This is a genomic window from Stenotrophomonas sp., from assembly GCF_031995405.1.
Taxonomy (GTDB): Bacteria; Pseudomonadota; Gammaproteobacteria; order Xanthomonadales; family Xanthomonadaceae; genus Stenotrophomonas.
Window position 1 is genome coordinate 11,123 of record NZ_DAMAGC010000058.1, and the last position, 14,098, is coordinate 25,220.

The 14,098-nt window shown below is 68.7% G+C and carries 14 protein-coding genes; 5 read left to right on the forward strand and 9 right to left on the reverse strand.

Going from position 1 to position 14,098, the window contains the following annotated elements; all coding sequences use genetic code 11:
• Positions 1 to 519: DUF4386 domain-containing protein (locus RTO53_RS11730; protein WP_312237949.1), on the reverse strand; the 519-nt coding region annotated here is incomplete at its 3' end.
• A 258-nt stretch (positions 520 to 777) separates the two neighbouring features.
• Here RTO53_RS11730 and RTO53_RS11735 point away from each other — a divergent pair.
• From RTO53_RS11735 to RTO53_RS11745, 3 genes are all read left to right on the forward strand, one after another.
• Positions 778 to 1,050 carry a hypothetical protein gene (locus tag RTO53_RS11735; RefSeq protein ID WP_312237950.1) on the forward strand — a complete coding sequence of 91 codons (273 nt, stop codon included), beginning with the start codon at positions 778 to 780 and terminating at the stop codon, positions 1,048 to 1,050.
• Positions 1,051 to 1,123: 73 nt separating this feature from the next.
• Entirely contained in the window at positions 1,124 to 1,684 is a 561-nt protein-coding gene (locus tag RTO53_RS11740; protein ID WP_312237951.1) for a sugar O-acetyltransferase, read from the forward strand.
• A 76-nt stretch (positions 1,685 to 1,760) separates the two neighbouring features.
• Positions 1,761 to 2,207, forward strand: a complete 447-nt coding sequence (locus RTO53_RS11745) for a universal stress protein (protein ID WP_312237952.1) — start codon at positions 1,761 to 1,763, stop codon at positions 2,205 to 2,207.
• Positions 2,208 to 2,294: 87 nt separating this feature from the next.
• Here the strand turns inward: RTO53_RS11745 and RTO53_RS11750 are convergent, their stop codons facing one another.
• Positions 2,295 to 2,534: a hypothetical protein gene (locus RTO53_RS11750; RefSeq protein WP_312237953.1), complete on the reverse strand. Its 240-nt coding sequence runs from the start codon at positions 2,532 to 2,534 to the stop codon at positions 2,295 to 2,297.
• Positions 2,535 to 2,619: 85 nt separating this feature from the next.
• Positions 2,620 to 2,904, reverse strand: coding sequence for a DUF2782 domain-containing protein (locus RTO53_RS11755; protein WP_312237954.1), 285 nt, complete (start codon positions 2,902 to 2,904; stop codon positions 2,620 to 2,622).
• 97 nt (positions 2,905 to 3,001) lie between these two features.
• On the opposite strand from RTO53_RS11755, the gene polA reads away from it, so the two are divergent.
• Together polA and RTO53_RS11765 are read left to right on the forward strand one after the other, a co-directional pair.
• Complete coding sequence (gene polA, locus RTO53_RS11760; protein ID WP_312237955.1) at positions 3,002 to 5,773, forward strand: DNA polymerase I; 2,772 nt, start codon at positions 3,002 to 3,004, stop codon at positions 5,771 to 5,773.
• Between the two features lie 593 nt (positions 5,774 to 6,366).
• Positions 6,367 to 6,840 (forward strand): YetF domain-containing protein, encoded by a 474-nt coding sequence (locus RTO53_RS11765; protein WP_312237956.1) that lies wholly within the window; start codon positions 6,367 to 6,369, stop codon positions 6,838 to 6,840.
• Between the two features lie 20 nt (positions 6,841 to 6,860).
• Here RTO53_RS11765 and RTO53_RS11770 read toward each other — a convergent pair whose 3' ends face one another.
• The 6 genes from RTO53_RS11770 to RTO53_RS11795 all read right to left on the reverse strand — a co-directional run bounded on the left by RTO53_RS11770 (position 6,861) and on the right by RTO53_RS11795 (position 13,888).
• The gene (locus tag RTO53_RS11770) at positions 6,861 to 7,775 is read right to left on the reverse strand and encodes a hypothetical protein (protein ID WP_312237957.1); all 915 of its coding nucleotides are present in this window, start codon (positions 7,773 to 7,775) and stop codon (positions 6,861 to 6,863) included.
• 71 nt (positions 7,776 to 7,846) lie between these two features.
• Complete coding sequence (hemF, locus tag RTO53_RS11775) at positions 7,847 to 8,743, reverse strand: oxygen-dependent coproporphyrinogen oxidase (protein ID WP_312237958.1); 897 nt, start codon at positions 8,741 to 8,743, stop codon at positions 7,847 to 7,849.
• A gap of 42 nt (positions 8,744 to 8,785) precedes the next feature.
• Complete coding sequence (locus RTO53_RS11780; RefSeq protein WP_312237959.1) at positions 8,786 to 10,423, reverse strand: hypothetical protein; 1,638 nt, start codon at positions 10,421 to 10,423, stop codon at positions 8,786 to 8,788.
• Between the two features lie 36 nt (positions 10,424 to 10,459).
• The gene (locus RTO53_RS11785; RefSeq protein ID WP_312237960.1) at positions 10,460 to 11,044 is read right to left on the reverse strand and encodes a hypothetical protein; all 585 of its coding nucleotides are present in this window, start codon (positions 11,042 to 11,044) and stop codon (positions 10,460 to 10,462) included.
• A gap of 29 nt (positions 11,045 to 11,073) precedes the next feature.
• A complete protein-coding gene (locus RTO53_RS11790; protein ID WP_312237961.1) occupies positions 11,074 to 11,514 on the reverse strand; it encodes an NUDIX domain-containing protein in 441 nt (146 codons plus the stop codon).
• Positions 11,515 to 11,521: 7 nt separating this feature from the next.
• Positions 11,522 to 13,888 (reverse strand): S9 family peptidase, encoded by a 2,367-nt coding sequence (locus RTO53_RS11795; protein ID WP_312237962.1) that lies wholly within the window; start codon positions 13,886 to 13,888, stop codon positions 11,522 to 11,524.
• Positions 13,889 to 14,098 lie beyond the last annotated feature (210 nt).

Sequence of the window (14,098 nt, forward strand, 5' to 3'; positions counted from 1 at the left end):
CGCGCCGAGCACGCGCGGGATGGCGCGCGTGCGCCACACCAGCCAGCCGAACGGCAGCAGCCACAGGCCCCAGAACAGGCTGGCCAGGAAGATGTGGCTGCTCCAGCTCTTCAGCGCGCCCAGCGCCAGCGCCTGCAGCTGCGCCGGTGGAAGCACACGTGCCAGTACCGGATCGGTCAGCAGGTTGACCGCGTCCACGCGCTGGGCGAGGGCGACCAGCGCGACCGGCACGGCGGTGACGGCCAGCGCCACCATCAGCGTGGCGGCATGGCGATGCTGCAGGGCGAACAGGCGATACAGCAGCAACGGCAGCAGCAGGAAGGCCAGCTGTTCCAGCGCGAAGGCCGCGATGCCGGCGCGGAACAAGCCCGCATGTGCGGTGACATTGGCCAGCGTCGCCATCGGATCGCCGCCGACGCTGATACGGGCAGGCACGTAGGCCAAGCTGAAGATGCCGGTGGCGATCACCACCAGGTACACCCCGCCGGCCACGCGGCCGATGCGCTGTTGCGTTGCCATTGCGCCGCTCCCGAGTACCGGTGCGGATCGACCGGTGCTGGCCACCCTACGGGGCCGCACCGCGCGCCGTGACTGCCGGAAGTCACGCGCCGACGGACGGTAGCGCGCGCGCAGGCCGGGTCCGTGCGGTGGTCATCCGCCGCAACTCATCCGCCCGGGTCCGGCACTCATCCCGGATTTCAGCGGATTCGTCGCCTGCCGCTTGTGGCGCCCATGCACCGCGCCCAGAGTCTGGCGCTGTCCGCTGGGAGCGCGCAAATGAACAAGGGAATTCCGTACCTGCTGGCTGTCCTGTTCGCGCTGACGCTGTCGGCGGGCTGGGCGGCGCCGGTGCTGGCCCTGTTCGAGCATGCCTACGCCTGCCTGCAGGGTGGCGGCGGCCTGGACCTGGTGCGGCTGCGCTGTGAAGCCCGCCCCAGTGGCCTGTGCGCGCTGCTGGCATCGTGGCCGTTCTGGACCACTGCGGCAGTGGTGGGGCTGGCGGCCATTGTTGCCACGCGCCTGCCTGGACGGCGCGTGAGCCTGCGCTGACAGACCGGTCACCGACAGCTACCGGCGACGGGACGGGCGCGGCATCATCAGCAGCCACACCCAGGGATCGACCATGGCGCTGAGCGAAAAGGAAAAGATGCTGTCCGGCCAACCCTACCGGCCAGGCGACCCCGAGCTGCAGGCCGAGATGGCCGCTGCCAAGCACTGGATGGTGCGCTACAACGCCGCCTTGGCCGAATCGCCGGCGGTGCGCCGCGCGCTGCTGCGGGAGCGGCTGGGTGCGGTGGGCGAGGGCGCGGTGATCCGCCCGCCGTTCCATTGCGACTACGGCAGCCACATCCATCTGGGCGAGGGCGTGTTCCTCAACTACAACTGCGTGATCCTGGACGTGGCCGAGGTCAGCATCGGCGCCGGCACCCAGATCGGGCCGGCGGTGCAGATCTATGCCGCCGACCACCCACGCGATCCACAGGCGCGGGCTGCCGGGCTGGAGTCGGGACGGCCGGTGCGCATCGGCCGCAATGTATGGATCGGCGGTGGCGCGATCGTGTTGCCCGGGGTAAGCATCGGCGACGATGCGGTGGTCGGTGCCGGCAGCGTGGTCACCCGCGACGTGCCGGCCGGTGCCACCGTCGTCGGCAATCCGGCGCGGGTCGTGCCCCGGCGCGATTGATCTGGCTCAAGGCGCAGCCTCCACACCGGGTGTGCAATGGTGTCCACCCCATTGCCACCGTGGACGGAGCCCTGCCATGTACAAGCGAATCCTGATTGCCACCGACGGCTCGGAGCTGGCCGAAAAGGGGCTGCTCAAAGGCCTGGAACTGGCCCGCGACCTCAATGCCGAGGTCGATATCGTGACCGTTTCCGAGCCGTGGGCAGTGGGCATGTACGACGCGATGGGGTGGAGCGTGGGGTACATGAACAGCCCCGAGTACAAGGCCGACCGCGAGGAGGCCGCGCAGAAGGTGCTGGACCCGGCCAAGGCCACCGCCGAAGCACAGGGCCTGCGCGCCAACGTCGTGCACGTGCTGGACCGCTATGCCGCCGACGGCATCATCGACACCGCCACCGAGCGCAGCAGCGACCTGATCGTGATGACCTCGCATGGCCGCCGTGGCGTCACCCGCGTGCTGCTCGGCAGCCAGACCGCCGAAGTGCTCGCACGCAGCACCGTGCCGGTGCTGGTGATCCGCTGAGGGTCCGACGGGGTAGTGCCGGCCGCTGGCCGGCTCCCCGTGCAGTCAGATTTCCCGAGGAGCCGGCCAGTGGCCGGCGCGTCTGGATCAATCGCGCAGCTTCAACGTCTGCGATTCATCCAGGCTGCCATCCGGTTGAAGCACCACGTAACGCTCGCCCGCACGGTCGAACAGCACCGGGATCGGATCGCGGAACAGCGGGCGGCGCACGAAGCGCAGCTGCCAGCCGAAATGCTCGAGCGTTTCCACGGCCTGGCGTTGCTCGGCGGTGAGTCCGGCGCGCAACTGGACCGGATCGGGCGACTGGCGGCGTTCGGGCGTATTCATGCGGTAAAACGAAACGGCAGGGGAGACTTCGGCGCCTGCAAGCGGTGTACCAGCACCGGGCGCAGGCGCATCCAGGCGTAGGCCATCACCAGCTGTAGAGCTTCCAGTACACCGGGGAAACGCCGTCCTTGTCGCTGTCCATGCGGCCATCGCCGTTGCGGTCGTACATGTAATACGCCGCGCCACGCGACGGACTCACCTTGACCATGCGCAACTGGCCGCCAACGCGGTATTCCTCGACGGTGTCACCGTTGTCCAGGGTGCGCCTGGAGACATCGGCACCGCTGACATCGACCGGGGGCGAGCCTGCGCCGCCGGTGGTGGCGCACCCGGCCAGCAACAGCAGGCCAGCCAGCATCAGAGTCTTCATGGGCCGAGGATCCTTGAACGGGGAGGCCTGGATTATGCCCCATGGGTCGTGACGCCGGCGCAGGGACCGGCTGCGACGGGGCGGGTAGAATCGTCGCATGAGCCGATTAGTCCTGATTGACGGGTCCAGTTACCTGTACCGCGCGTTCCACGCGCTTCCGCCGCTGACCAACGCACACGGTGAACCCACCGGCGCGCTGTTCGGCGTGGTCAACATGCTGCGCGCCACGCTGAAGGAGCGCCCGGAATACGTGGCGTTCGTGGTCGATGCGCCCGGCAAGACCTTCCGCGACGACCTGTACGCCGACTACAAGGCCAACCGCCCGCCGATGCCCGACGAGCTGCGCCCGCAGATCGAGCCGATGTGCCGCATCGTCGAAGCGCTTGGTCTGAGCATCCTGCGCATCCCCGGCGTGGAAGCCGACGATGTGATCGGCACGCTGGCCCTGCAGGGCCACCAGGACGGCCTGCACGTCACCATCTCCACCGGCGACAAGGATTTCGCGCAGCTGGTACGCCCAGGCATCGAACTGGTCAACACCATGACCGGCAGCCGCATGGATTCGGATGCGGCGGTGATGGAGAAGTTCGGCGTGCGCGCTGATCAGATCGTGGACCTGCTGGCGCTGATGGGCGACGCCGTGGACAACGTGCCGGGCGTGGAGAAATGTGGCCCGAAGACCGCCGCCAAGTGGCTGGCCGAGTACCAGCACCTGGACGGGGTCATGGCGGCCGCGCCGGGCATGAAGGGCAAGATCGGAGAGAACCTGCGCGCCGCGCTGGAGCGCCTGCCGCTCAACCGGGAGCTGGTCACCATCCGCACCGATGTGCCGCTGGACGCGAGCCCGCGCACGCTGGCCCTGCGCGATCCGGACGTGCCCACGCTGGGCGAGCTGTACCTGCGCTACGGCTTCACCCAGGCGCTCAAGGAGCTGGGTGGCCCCGCCGCGGCTGCGGTGGCCGCCAGCGACGCCACGGTGAGCCTGCGTGGCACCGCGGCCGGTTACGCCCGCAGCGCCCCGGCCGAAGCAACGACGCCGGTCGACCCGGCGCTGTCGGCCCCGGGTGAATACGAAACGGTGCTCACCACCGCCCAGCTCGATGCCTGGGTGCAGCGCATCGAGGCCGCCGAGCTGATCGCCTTCGATACCGAAACCGACGCACTCGATGCGATGCGCGCCAATCTGGTCGGCATCAGCCTGGCGGTCGAGCCGGGCCATGCCGCGTATATCCCGGTGGGTCACAACTATCCCGGTGCGCCGGCGCAGTTGCCGATCGAGCAGGTGCTGGCCGCGCTGCGCCCGGTGCTGGAGAACCCGGACAGGAAAAAACTGGGCCAGCACGGCAAGTACGACCTGCACGTGCTGCGCCGCCACGGCGTGAACCTGCAGGGCTACCACGACGACACCATGCTCGAGAGCTTCGTGCTCAATTCCACCGCCACCCGCCACGACATGGACTCGCTGGCGATGCGCTACCTGGGCTACACCACGATCAAGTTCGAGGACGTGGCCGGCAAGGGCGCCAAGCAGATCCCGTTCTCGCAGGTGGGCCTGGACGAGGCCGGCCGCTACGCCGCCGAAGATGCCGACATCACCCTGCGCCTGCACCGCGCGCTGCAGCCGCAACTGCGGGAGTCGCCGTCGCTGGACCGCGTTTACCGCGACATCGAAATGCCGCTGGTGCCGGTGCTGGCCCGGATCGAGGCCAACGGCGTGCACATCGACATGGCCGAGCTGCGCCGGCAGAGCCAGGACCTGGGCGTGCGCATGCTGGCCGCCCAGCAGAAGGCCACCGAGCTGGCCGGGCACACCTTCAACCTGGATTCGCCCAAGCAGCTGCAGGCCGTGCTGTTCGACGAACTGAAGCTGCCGGCGCTGGTGAAGACCCCCAAGGGCCAGCCCAGCACCAATGAAGAGGCGCTGGAGGCGATCGCCGAGCAGCACGAGCTGCCGCGGGTGATCCTGGAGTACCGCGGGCTGGCCAAGCTGCGCAGCACCTATACCGACAAGCTGCCGGAGATGATCAATCCCGACACCGGCCGGGTGCACACCAGCTACCACCAGTCCGGCGCCGCCACCGGCCGGCTGTCCTCCTCCGACCCGAACCTGCAGAACATCCCGATCCGTACCGAGGACGGGCGCCGCATCCGCCGCGCCTTCGTCGCCCCCCCGGGGCGCAAGATCCTGGCCTGCGATTACTCGCAGATCGAGCTGCGGATCATGGCCCACCTGTCCGAGGATCCGGGCCTGGTGCGCGCCTTCGAACAGGGCGTGGACGTGCACCGCGCCACCGCCGCCGAAGTCTTCGGGCGGTCACTGGACGAGGTCACTCCCAACGAGCGCCGCGCCGCCAAGGCGATCAACTTCGGCCTGATGTACGGCATGAGCGCGTTCGGGCTGGCCCGCAACCTGGGCATCGACCGCGGCCAGGCCCAGGATTACGTGGCGCTGTACTTCAGCCGTTATCCCGGCGTGCGCGACTTCATGGAGCGCATGCGCCAGCAGGCCCGCGACCAGGGCTACGTGGAAACGCTGGAGGGCCGCCGGCTGTACCTGAACGACATCCACGCCCGCAACCAGGGCCTGCGGGCCGGGGCTGAACGGGCGGCGATCAACGCCCCGATGCAGGGCACGGCGGCGGACATCATCAAGCGCGCAATGGTGAAAGTGGACCACTGGCTGCAGGGCCAGGGCGACCAGGCACGCATGATCATGCAGGTGCACGATGAACTGGTGTTCGAAAGCGAAAGCGGTTTTCTGGAAACCTTGCGTTCCCAGGTGATCGACTTGATGTCGTCTTCAGCCCAATTGCGGGTGCCGCTGGTGGTGGACGCGGGTGTCGGTGATAACTGGGATGAGGCGCACTGAGACGGAAATCACGAGAAAACAGCTGAATCGGTTCATTGCTGGCCGATTAACTGACTCTCGGATGAATGTTTCCCCTACGCACCTTTCATTAATTGGGCCCCTTCACGAACTATCAATGTTCGAGGTGCTTTTATAGACCTCGACAGGCGCAACGCCTGTTGTGGATCTCTCCCATCCCCTGGAGCAGATCTCGGAACGGGGGCTCCTCCCCAAGCGCCCGTTCCCCGGCCCCGCTGACCTCCCCCTGGTCGGCGGGGCTTTTTATTTGGGCCTCTCCCTTCGAGGGGCAAACACGCAGCCCGACCTGAACTTTCCAGGCGTCGCGCTCGGTGCAACAGGCGCTCGCCCGCCATGGCCTTGCCGACGACCCCCTCGTCAGCCGCAGGCGTTGGCCTGCGGCGGCCTCCGCCTCCCATGTTCAGCCCGCAAGCACATCGTCCCCGGCGGCCCATCGGTCGTTACGGGGCCCACACGCTCGCGGCAAACCCCAACGAAGACACCTCCAGATCAAAGCACCCGGAAGCAACGCCCCGCTCCGTATTGCCGCCGAGCACGTGCACCCCGCATGCTGTGGCCTGGATTGGGAGAGCGCAATGAGCGATCTGTTTGCATTGGCCATGCCGTGGTGGGAATTCATCCTGCGCGCGGTCGTGGTCTACGTGGTGGTGCTGGGCATGGTGCGGTTGTCGGGCAAGCGCGCGCTGGGCCAGATCACCCCGTTCGATGTGCTGCTGATCGTGCTGCTCGGCAACGCGGTGCAGAACGCACTGCTCGGTGAAGACACCTCCCTGGGGGGTGGCCTGCTGCTGGCCGCCACGCTGATCTCGATCAACTACGGCGTGGGTTGGCTGACCACGCGCAGCCGACGCGTGGAAACCCTTGTCGAAGGCGAGCCCGTGCTGATCGCACGCGATGGCAAAGTGCTCGACTCGGTGCTCAAGCGCGAGCTGGTGACCCCGGCCGACCTCGACGCGGCGTTACGCCAGCAGGGCTGCCTGTCCATCGACGACGTCGCGCTGGCCGTACTGGAAATCAACGGCCACATCACCATCGTGCCGAAGAAATAACGCCACCCGCGGTTCGCGCATCAATGCGCCCCGTGCGTGGGCGAGGCCGCGGCGGGCTGCGCCGCCGCCTCGTCGGCGAGCTGTGCGCAGGCCTGCGGCCCGTTGCCGGGGTTGCAGGCCAGCTGCAGCGCCCGGTGGGCCGCGGGCAGCTGCCCGGCGACGCGCAGTGCGGCAGACACCGCTGTGCAGAACCCGGCCGTTGGGTGCTGGCTGCATAGCGTGGCCAGTTCGTCCAGCCGCTCAGCCGGCAGCGGCAGCGCCGCCGGCATCTCCTTCACCAGCGAAAACGCCTTGCCCACATCGCCGATGCGTTGTTTGTCGTCGGCGCTGCGGCATTCCGCAGCGTCGAAGGCAGGGCTGTCTTCCTGGCACACCGACGGCACGCTGGCCGGCACGGTCGGGTCGGCCATGACCTTGGCGATCACCCAGTCGTTGCGTGCGTCGCTGCGGTAATCCTCGATCAGCCGGTTGCAGGCCACCTCGATGCCTTCGCCGCACCAGCGCCGCCAGCTGTCCGCACCGGCCCACACCATCGTGCGCATGCAGGCGGCGATATCCTGGCGGCAACTGCCGTCGGCGAACGGCGGCGCCACCTGGCAGGCGACATCACTGTCGCGCGCGTAATGGTCGGTGTCATCGTTGAGATAGCGGCCATCGGCGCTGATCGACAGCACCGACGACGCCTCGCGCGCAAGGTTGACCGCCGTCAACGTATCGTCGGTCCACACCAGATGGTACGGCTCGGGCGCCTGGCCCGGCCGTTGGCGCTCCGCGTCCACCGCGCTGACCACGCGCAGCACGGTGCCGCTGTCCTCGTCCTTGAAGGTGCCGCAGTGCAGCGACTGGGCGGTGGCGGGCACGGCCAGTGCAGTGAGCACCACCAGCATGGCGCAACGCCAGGCATGCGGGTGGCGGGGGGAGGCGGCAGCGGTCACGGCATCATCCTTGAACAGGGAACAAGCCACGCGAGGCTGCGCCGCACGTGCATCGGTAAACGGGAACAACCTCACACCCAGTCGCGCGGCACTAGGTAATCGGCCAGGCGCGCTTCATCGCTGCCGGCTTCGGGTTGGAAGCCATATTCCCAGCGCACGCGCGGCGGCAGGCTCATCAGGATGCTTTCGCTGCGCCCGCCGCTCTGCAGGCCGAACAGCGTGCCGCGGTCGTAGACCAGGTTGAATTCGACGTAGCGGCCACGGCGGTACAGCTGGAACTCGCGCTCGCGCTCGCCATACGGCATGTGCTTGCGGCGGTCCACGAGCGGCAGGTAGGCCTGCAGGAAGCCATCGCCGACCGCGCGCAGGTAGGCGAAATCGCGCTCGAAATCGCCATGCAGGTCATCGAAGAACAGCCCGCCCACGCCACGCGTCTCATTGCGGTGGCGCAGGAAGAAGTACTCATCGCACCAGCGCTTGTGCGCGGCGTAGCGTTCGGGCCCGAACGGGGCGCAGAGATCGCGCGCCACGCCATGCCAGTGCTGCACGTCCTCATCGAACGGGTAGAACGGGGTCAGGTCGAAACCGCCGCCGAACCATGACGCCACTTCCACCCCGTCGCGTTCGGCGCGGAAATAGCGCACGTTGGCGTGGGTGGTGGGCAGGTACGGGTTGGCGGGATGGAACACCAGCGACACGCCGGTCGCGCGCCACGACGCGCCCGCCAGTTCCGGCCGGTTGGCCGACGCCGATGGCGGCAGGCGCGTGCCGGCCACGTCGGAGAAGCCGATCCCGGCCTGCTCGAACACCGCGCCCTCGCGCAGGATGCGGGTGCGACCGCCACCGCCTTCGGCGCGCTGCCACACGTCTTCGGCGAACCGGGCGCTGCCGTCGGCGGCTTCGATCGCCGCACAGATGCGGTCCTGCAGGTCGGTCAGATAGGCGCGCACGCGCTCGAATTCGTTCATGGCGCGTACTTTACCGCAGGCCGGTGCGCGGCCTGCGTGCACTCAGCGGCGGCTGCCCTTGTGGTTGCTGGTGGAGCGGTCCTTGGCCTTGGCCGGCGCAGCGGGTGGGCTGTCGTCGTCGGCGTCCGCCTCGGCCTCGGCGGCCATCCGCGCGGCGATCGCTTCCAGTCCGGCGCTGGCCTGCAGCAACGCCCAATTGCGTGTGGCGTACACATCGCAGGCCACATGCGTGCCCTTGCCATCCTTTGCGCAGAGGGCGTCGATCTGCGCGGGCAGCTGTTCGTCGCCGGTGTGCTCATACACGCTGGCCAGGTTCTCGCAGCCTTCGCGTACGCCGGCTGTGCAGAGTTTCAGGTAGAACGGCGCGGCTTCCGCCCAGCGACCGGACAGTGCCAGCTGGTGGCCGGCGGCGTTGCAGCCCTGCAGCTTCCCCGCCGCGCAGCACGCCTGCGCAGCGCCGGGACGGCCGATGCCCGGGCAATCCTGCGGCAGCGGGGTTTCCACATACACCACCGGTGCGCTGCACTGCCGCGCCTCGCCGACGCGCTGGTAGTAACCAAAGCGGTTCCAGCTGTCCATGCCGATCAGGTTGCCGTTGGCGAGCGTCTTGAACACGAAGTCGTCGCCCTGGTCATGGCGCACGCGGATGTCGCCATCGACCAGGCGGGCCCGCAGCTTGCCGCCGAAGCCGCTGTCGATCATGCCGCCATCGCCGAAAGGCAGGTGATCCATCAGGCCCTGGTCGGCCAGGTAGCTGCCGCAGGGCAGGGCCGTGGCCGCTACCGGGGCGAGCGTCCTGGCGTCCAAGCCGGCCAATGGCGCCGCCCGCTGGCAGGCGCGCGGGTCCTGGCCCTGCGTGCAGGCCCGCTGCAAGGCATCGCGGGCCGGCAGCAGCCGCCCGGCGGCCCAAAGCGCGTCGGCCGCCTTGGCGCAAAACGTGCCGGTGGTCTGCGCCTTGCACAGGGCGGTGATCTCATCCAGCTGCGCGGCCGGCAGTGGCGGCGGGTCGCCCGCGGCCAGTCCGCCGAGCAGGGCCTTGGCCAGCGCCTTGCCCATCACCTCGCGTGCGGCCTCCCGGCAGGCGGCCTGGTCGTAGCGGCCCGAGTCCGGTTTGCACACCGCCGGTTCGGCCAGCTCGGGGTCCTCGTCGGCCGGGGTGACAGGCGCGCGTGCATCACTGGCCTGCGACTGGTAGTTGGCGAGCAGGCCCTTGCACGCTGCCGGCACGCCTTCCTCGCACCATTGGCGCAGCGTGGTGCTGTTGGCCAGCGGGAGGTCGTGCAGACAGGTGTCGATCTGCGCGCGGCACGAGGTGGGCGGGAACACGGCCGCGGGCTGGCAGCGGGCCGCCTGCTGCAGCCGGTAGGTACTGACGTCATTGCCCAGAAGGCGACCGGCCTCCTGCACCGTCAGCGACCAGACACCGCCGTTGTCCAGGCCGGCCAATGTCAATGCGTTGCCGCGCCGGCTGACCAGGTACGGTTCGGGGGGCTGTTCCGGGCTCTGCCGGAACCCCTGGTTCGGGCTCTGCAGGGTCAGCGTGGTGCCGGTGTCTTCGGCCTTGAACGTGCCGCACAGCATGGACTCGGCGGCGGCGGGAAGGCCGACCAGCATCAGGACGGACAACAGCAGGCAACGTGCGGCGATGGCGCGGCGGGCCATGGAAACAGCAAGGGTCACAACATCATCCTTGGGGGCAGAGCGGAAGAGGGCGGATCAGCGACGGAAGTACGCCAGCACATCGGCGCGCAGCAGGCGCACCACCAGCCACACATGCAGCACGGCAAAGGCGAGCGAGGTGCCCAGCGCGGTACCGGTGAAGAACAGCCGTTGCAGGCGCAGCTCGCGCATGTCGCTGGCGTCGGCGTGGGGGGCCAGGTAGTCCAGCAGGTGGCGGACGGCATCGTCGATTACCCAGGTAGCGGCGAAGTTCGACGCGGCGGTGGCCACCAGCAACACGATGAACAGCCACAGCGCCCAGCCCTGGCGGCGCAGCATGCCCCAGCAGGCGGCGATCCCGGCCACGCAGGTCAGCAGACCGGCCACGCTCACCGCCACGGCGTGTGCGCCCAGCCAGTGCAGCGCGGGCGACAGCCAGGACAGGTCATGGCCCTGCACCATCTGGCGGACCCACTCGGCGCTGGAGGCCGACGCGGCGAGGGGCACCAGCAACAGCCAGGACAGCGCCGATGCGGCACACACCACCAGCACCGACTGGGCCAGTGGCGCGAGGAACCTGGGTGCTGCGCCCGGCGCGAGCGGCGGCCTGGCGTGCGGGAGTTGCGGGGGTATCGATGACATCCGGTGTCCTGGTAGGCCGGCGGCGACCGTCAGGTCGTCGCCACCGCGAGCGCGGCCGCGGGCAGGATATGGTCTGCACTCAATGCTGCCAAGCGCCGCCCATGCGGCGGCTGCAGCGGGACCCAGGCCAGTTCGGCGATTTCCGCCTGCGGCCGGGGCGTGCCGGTGACGGTCACCCGGAACGCGTGCGCACGCACGCGGTGCCCGGCTTCGTGTACCGCCCAGGCCTCGAACCGGCCCAGTGCATGCGCGCTGGCAGGTTCCAGGATGACCCCGAGTTCCTCGTGCAGCTCACGTGCCAGCGCCACCAGCGGGGCTTCCCCGGGCTCGGGCTTGCCGCCGGGCTGGATGAAGGTGTCCGAGCCCTGTTTGCGCACGACCAGCACACGACCGCGGGCATCCAAAACGACCGCGGCGACGATATCGATCGTCGCCGCGGCGTGCTGTGCGTCAGTGGCAACCGACGTCATCGCTGGCTTACTTCAGGTTTTCTTCGAACAGCTTGAGGATGCGCTTGTACTGGTCCAGCCAGGAGTCCGGGCGCACGTAGCCGTGGCGCTCCAGCGGGTAGGGCGCGATGGACCAGTTGTCCTTGTGCAGTTCGATCAGCTTCTGGGTGAGGTTGACCGAATCCTGGAAGAACACGTTGTCATCCATCATCCCGTGCGCGATCAGCAGGTGGTCCTGCAGGCCCTCGGCGTACTCGATCGGCGAGGAGATGCGGTAGGCCTCCGGATCGATGTCCGGGGTGTTGAGGATGTTGGCGGTGTAGCCGTGGTTGTACTGGTGCCAATCGACCACCGGGCGCAGCGCGGCACCGGCCTTGAACGTGCCCGGCGAGCGGAACAGCGCCATGAAGGTCATGAAGCCGCCGTAGGAGCCACCGTAGATGCCGGCGTGGTCACGGGCACCCTGTTTGGTCTCCACCAGCCAGTCCAGGCCGTCCTTGTAGTCTTCCAGCTCCGGGTGGCCCATGTTGCGGTAGATCGCCGTGCGCCAGTTGCGGCCGTAGCCGGCGCTGCCGCGGTAATCCATGTCCAGCACGATGTAGCCCTTCTGTACGAGCAGGTTGTGGAACATCTGCTCGCGGAAGTAGGCCGGGTACTGCTGGTGCACGTTCTGCAGGTAGCCTGCGCCGTGCACGAACATGGCGATCGGATACTGCTTGCCCGGTTCGGGGTTTTCCGGGCCGTAATACTTGGCCCAGACCACGCCGGCGCCGTGCTTGGACGGCACCTGCACCAGCTTGGGCTGGATCCACTCGCGGGCCTTGAAGGCGGCGCTGCGGGTGTCGGTGAGCACCTTGGCCTGGCCGCCGGCCGCGGGCACCACGGCCAGCTGGGTCGGCAGGTAGGCGCCGGAGTAGCGCACCAGCAGCTGCTGGCCATCCGGGGACAGCGAGAAGTCTTCCACGCCGTTGAGCGAGGTCAGTTCACGCACCTGCCTGCTGGCATTGTCCACCGCGCACACTTCGTAGTCGCCCGGGCTCTGCTGGTTGCACAGGAAGTAGAAATCGCGGCCGTCGGCGCTGGGCACCGGCATCGAGGTTTCCCACTTGCCGGCGGTCAGCGCCTGCGGCTTGGCCGTCCCCTGCTGGGTGTACAGGTGCGAATAGCCCGACTCCTCCGACAGCAGCCACAGCGTGCGGTTGTCGTTGGACCAGCCGAAATCGTTGAAGCTCCAGTTGATCCAGGCCGCGTCGGTCAGGCGATGGCGGTTCTCAAGCTTGGCAGTGGCCGGGCTGACGCTGGTGAGCCAGCGGTCCTTGTTGTCGTTGGCGCGCAGCATGATCGCGGCCTGCTGGCCATCGGCGCTCCAGCGGATGCCGGGGGTGCCCGGGCCGGCCAGCACTTCGACCGGACGGTTGCCCTTGAGCGCGTCCTTGCCGGCGGCCTTGCGCAGCGCGGCCAGCGGATCGCTGCCGATACCCGGCAGGCCGTCCAGCGACAGCGGCTTGACCGTGCCGGTCATCGCATCGACCAGCCACAGCGCGTGCGGTTCGGGATCGTTGCGGCCCACGCGGGTGCGGGTGTCTTCGAATTCCTCATAACCGGATTCGGTCACGTACTTCGGCATCTTGCCGCCGCGGCCCTCATCGAAGCTCTTCGGCTTGGTGACCACGATCAGGCTGCGGGTATCGGGGGACAGCACGCTGTCGACGATTTCCACGTCGGCGCCCAGGTACACCGGGCCCGGCGCGCGGGTGCCATCGGCACGGCGCCAGCTGGCTTCCTGTGCCTTGAGCGCGTCGCGCTGGGCGCGGTCGTTGCGCAGCGTGGCCAGGGTGCGCAGCTGCTGGTCGCGCAGAACGTCGGCCTTGGGGGCGTCATCGGGGTTCTTCTCGGCCTTCAGGCTGGCCACCTGCTGCACGCCGCCGGCCGCGGTCCAGTGGAACCAGTTCTGCGCGGTGCGCCAGATCACGCCGCCGTCGCGGGCGAAATTGACCGCGCTGGACTTCTCCGAGCTGCGGGTCAGCTGGGTGAGCGCGCCGCTGCGCAGGTCGCGCAGAAACACATCGCCATTGCGTACGAACACCGCACGCTGGCGCGCGCTGTCGTACACCGGGCTGTCCACGTCGAGGGTGCCGCGCTGGTCATCGGCGACCTGGGCGGCCACGCCGCCGTTGACCGGCTGGCGGAACGTGTCGCGGACCGGGCTGCCGGTGCGCTTGAGCTGGTACTCGACCTGCTGGCTGTTCCAGGACCACCAGGCGCTTTCGACCGGCGGACCGATCCAGTCCGGGTCGGCCATGGCCTGCTCGATGGTGATCGGCGTCGGCGCCGCATGGGCAGCGCCGCCGAGGGCGGCGAGCAGCAGCAGGGACAAGGGCAGCGTTCTGGGCATTGCGGGCGGCACCGTAGAGGAAAACCCGCCAAGCGTAGCAGCCGCAAGGGCCGCGGGAAGGGGCCACAGGTCATGGGCGTGCGCTGGTGATCTGCGAGAGGCAAACGCGGCAGTCGGTGGGTCGGGCGCCGGGACCCCCTACCCTTTCCGGCGAATGTCCCCCGGTGTCGGCCTGCGGCCGACCCCTCCTCCTTTATTTCGCCTCCAAGG

Coding starts and splice junctions, on each gene's coding strand:
- polA (WP_312237955.1), top strand. CDS start 3,002: ATGAGCCGATTAGTCCTGATTGACGGGTCCAGTTACCTGTACCGCGCG.
- RTO53_RS11790 (WP_312237961.1), bottom strand. CDS start 11,514: ATGACGTCGGTTGCCACTGACGCACAGCACGCCGCGGCGACGATCGAT.
- RTO53_RS11750 (WP_312237953.1), bottom strand. CDS start 2,534: ATGAATACGCCCGAACGCCGCCAGTCGCCCGATCCGGTCCAGTTGCGC.
- RTO53_RS11765 (WP_312237956.1), top strand. CDS start 6,367: ATGAGCGATCTGTTTGCATTGGCCATGCCGTGGTGGGAATTCATCCTG.
- RTO53_RS11795 (WP_312237962.1), bottom strand. CDS start 13,888: ATGCCCAGAACGCTGCCCTTGTCCCTGCTGCTGCTCGCCGCCCTCGGC.
- RTO53_RS11740 (WP_312237951.1), top strand. CDS start 1,124: ATGGCGCTGAGCGAAAAGGAAAAGATGCTGTCCGGCCAACCCTACCGG.
- hemF (WP_312237958.1), bottom strand. CDS start 8,743: ATGAACGAATTCGAGCGCGTGCGCGCCTATCTGACCGACCTGCAGGAC.
- RTO53_RS11735 (WP_312237950.1), top strand. CDS start 778: ATGAACAAGGGAATTCCGTACCTGCTGGCTGTCCTGTTCGCGCTGACG.
- RTO53_RS11755 (WP_312237954.1), bottom strand. CDS start 2,904: ATGAAGACTCTGATGCTGGCTGGCCTGCTGTTGCTGGCCGGGTGCGCC.
- RTO53_RS11785 (WP_312237960.1), bottom strand. CDS start 11,044: ATGTCATCGATACCCCCGCAACTCCCGCACGCCAGGCCGCCGCTCGCG.
- RTO53_RS11745 (WP_312237952.1), top strand. CDS start 1,761: ATGTACAAGCGAATCCTGATTGCCACCGACGGCTCGGAGCTGGCCGAA.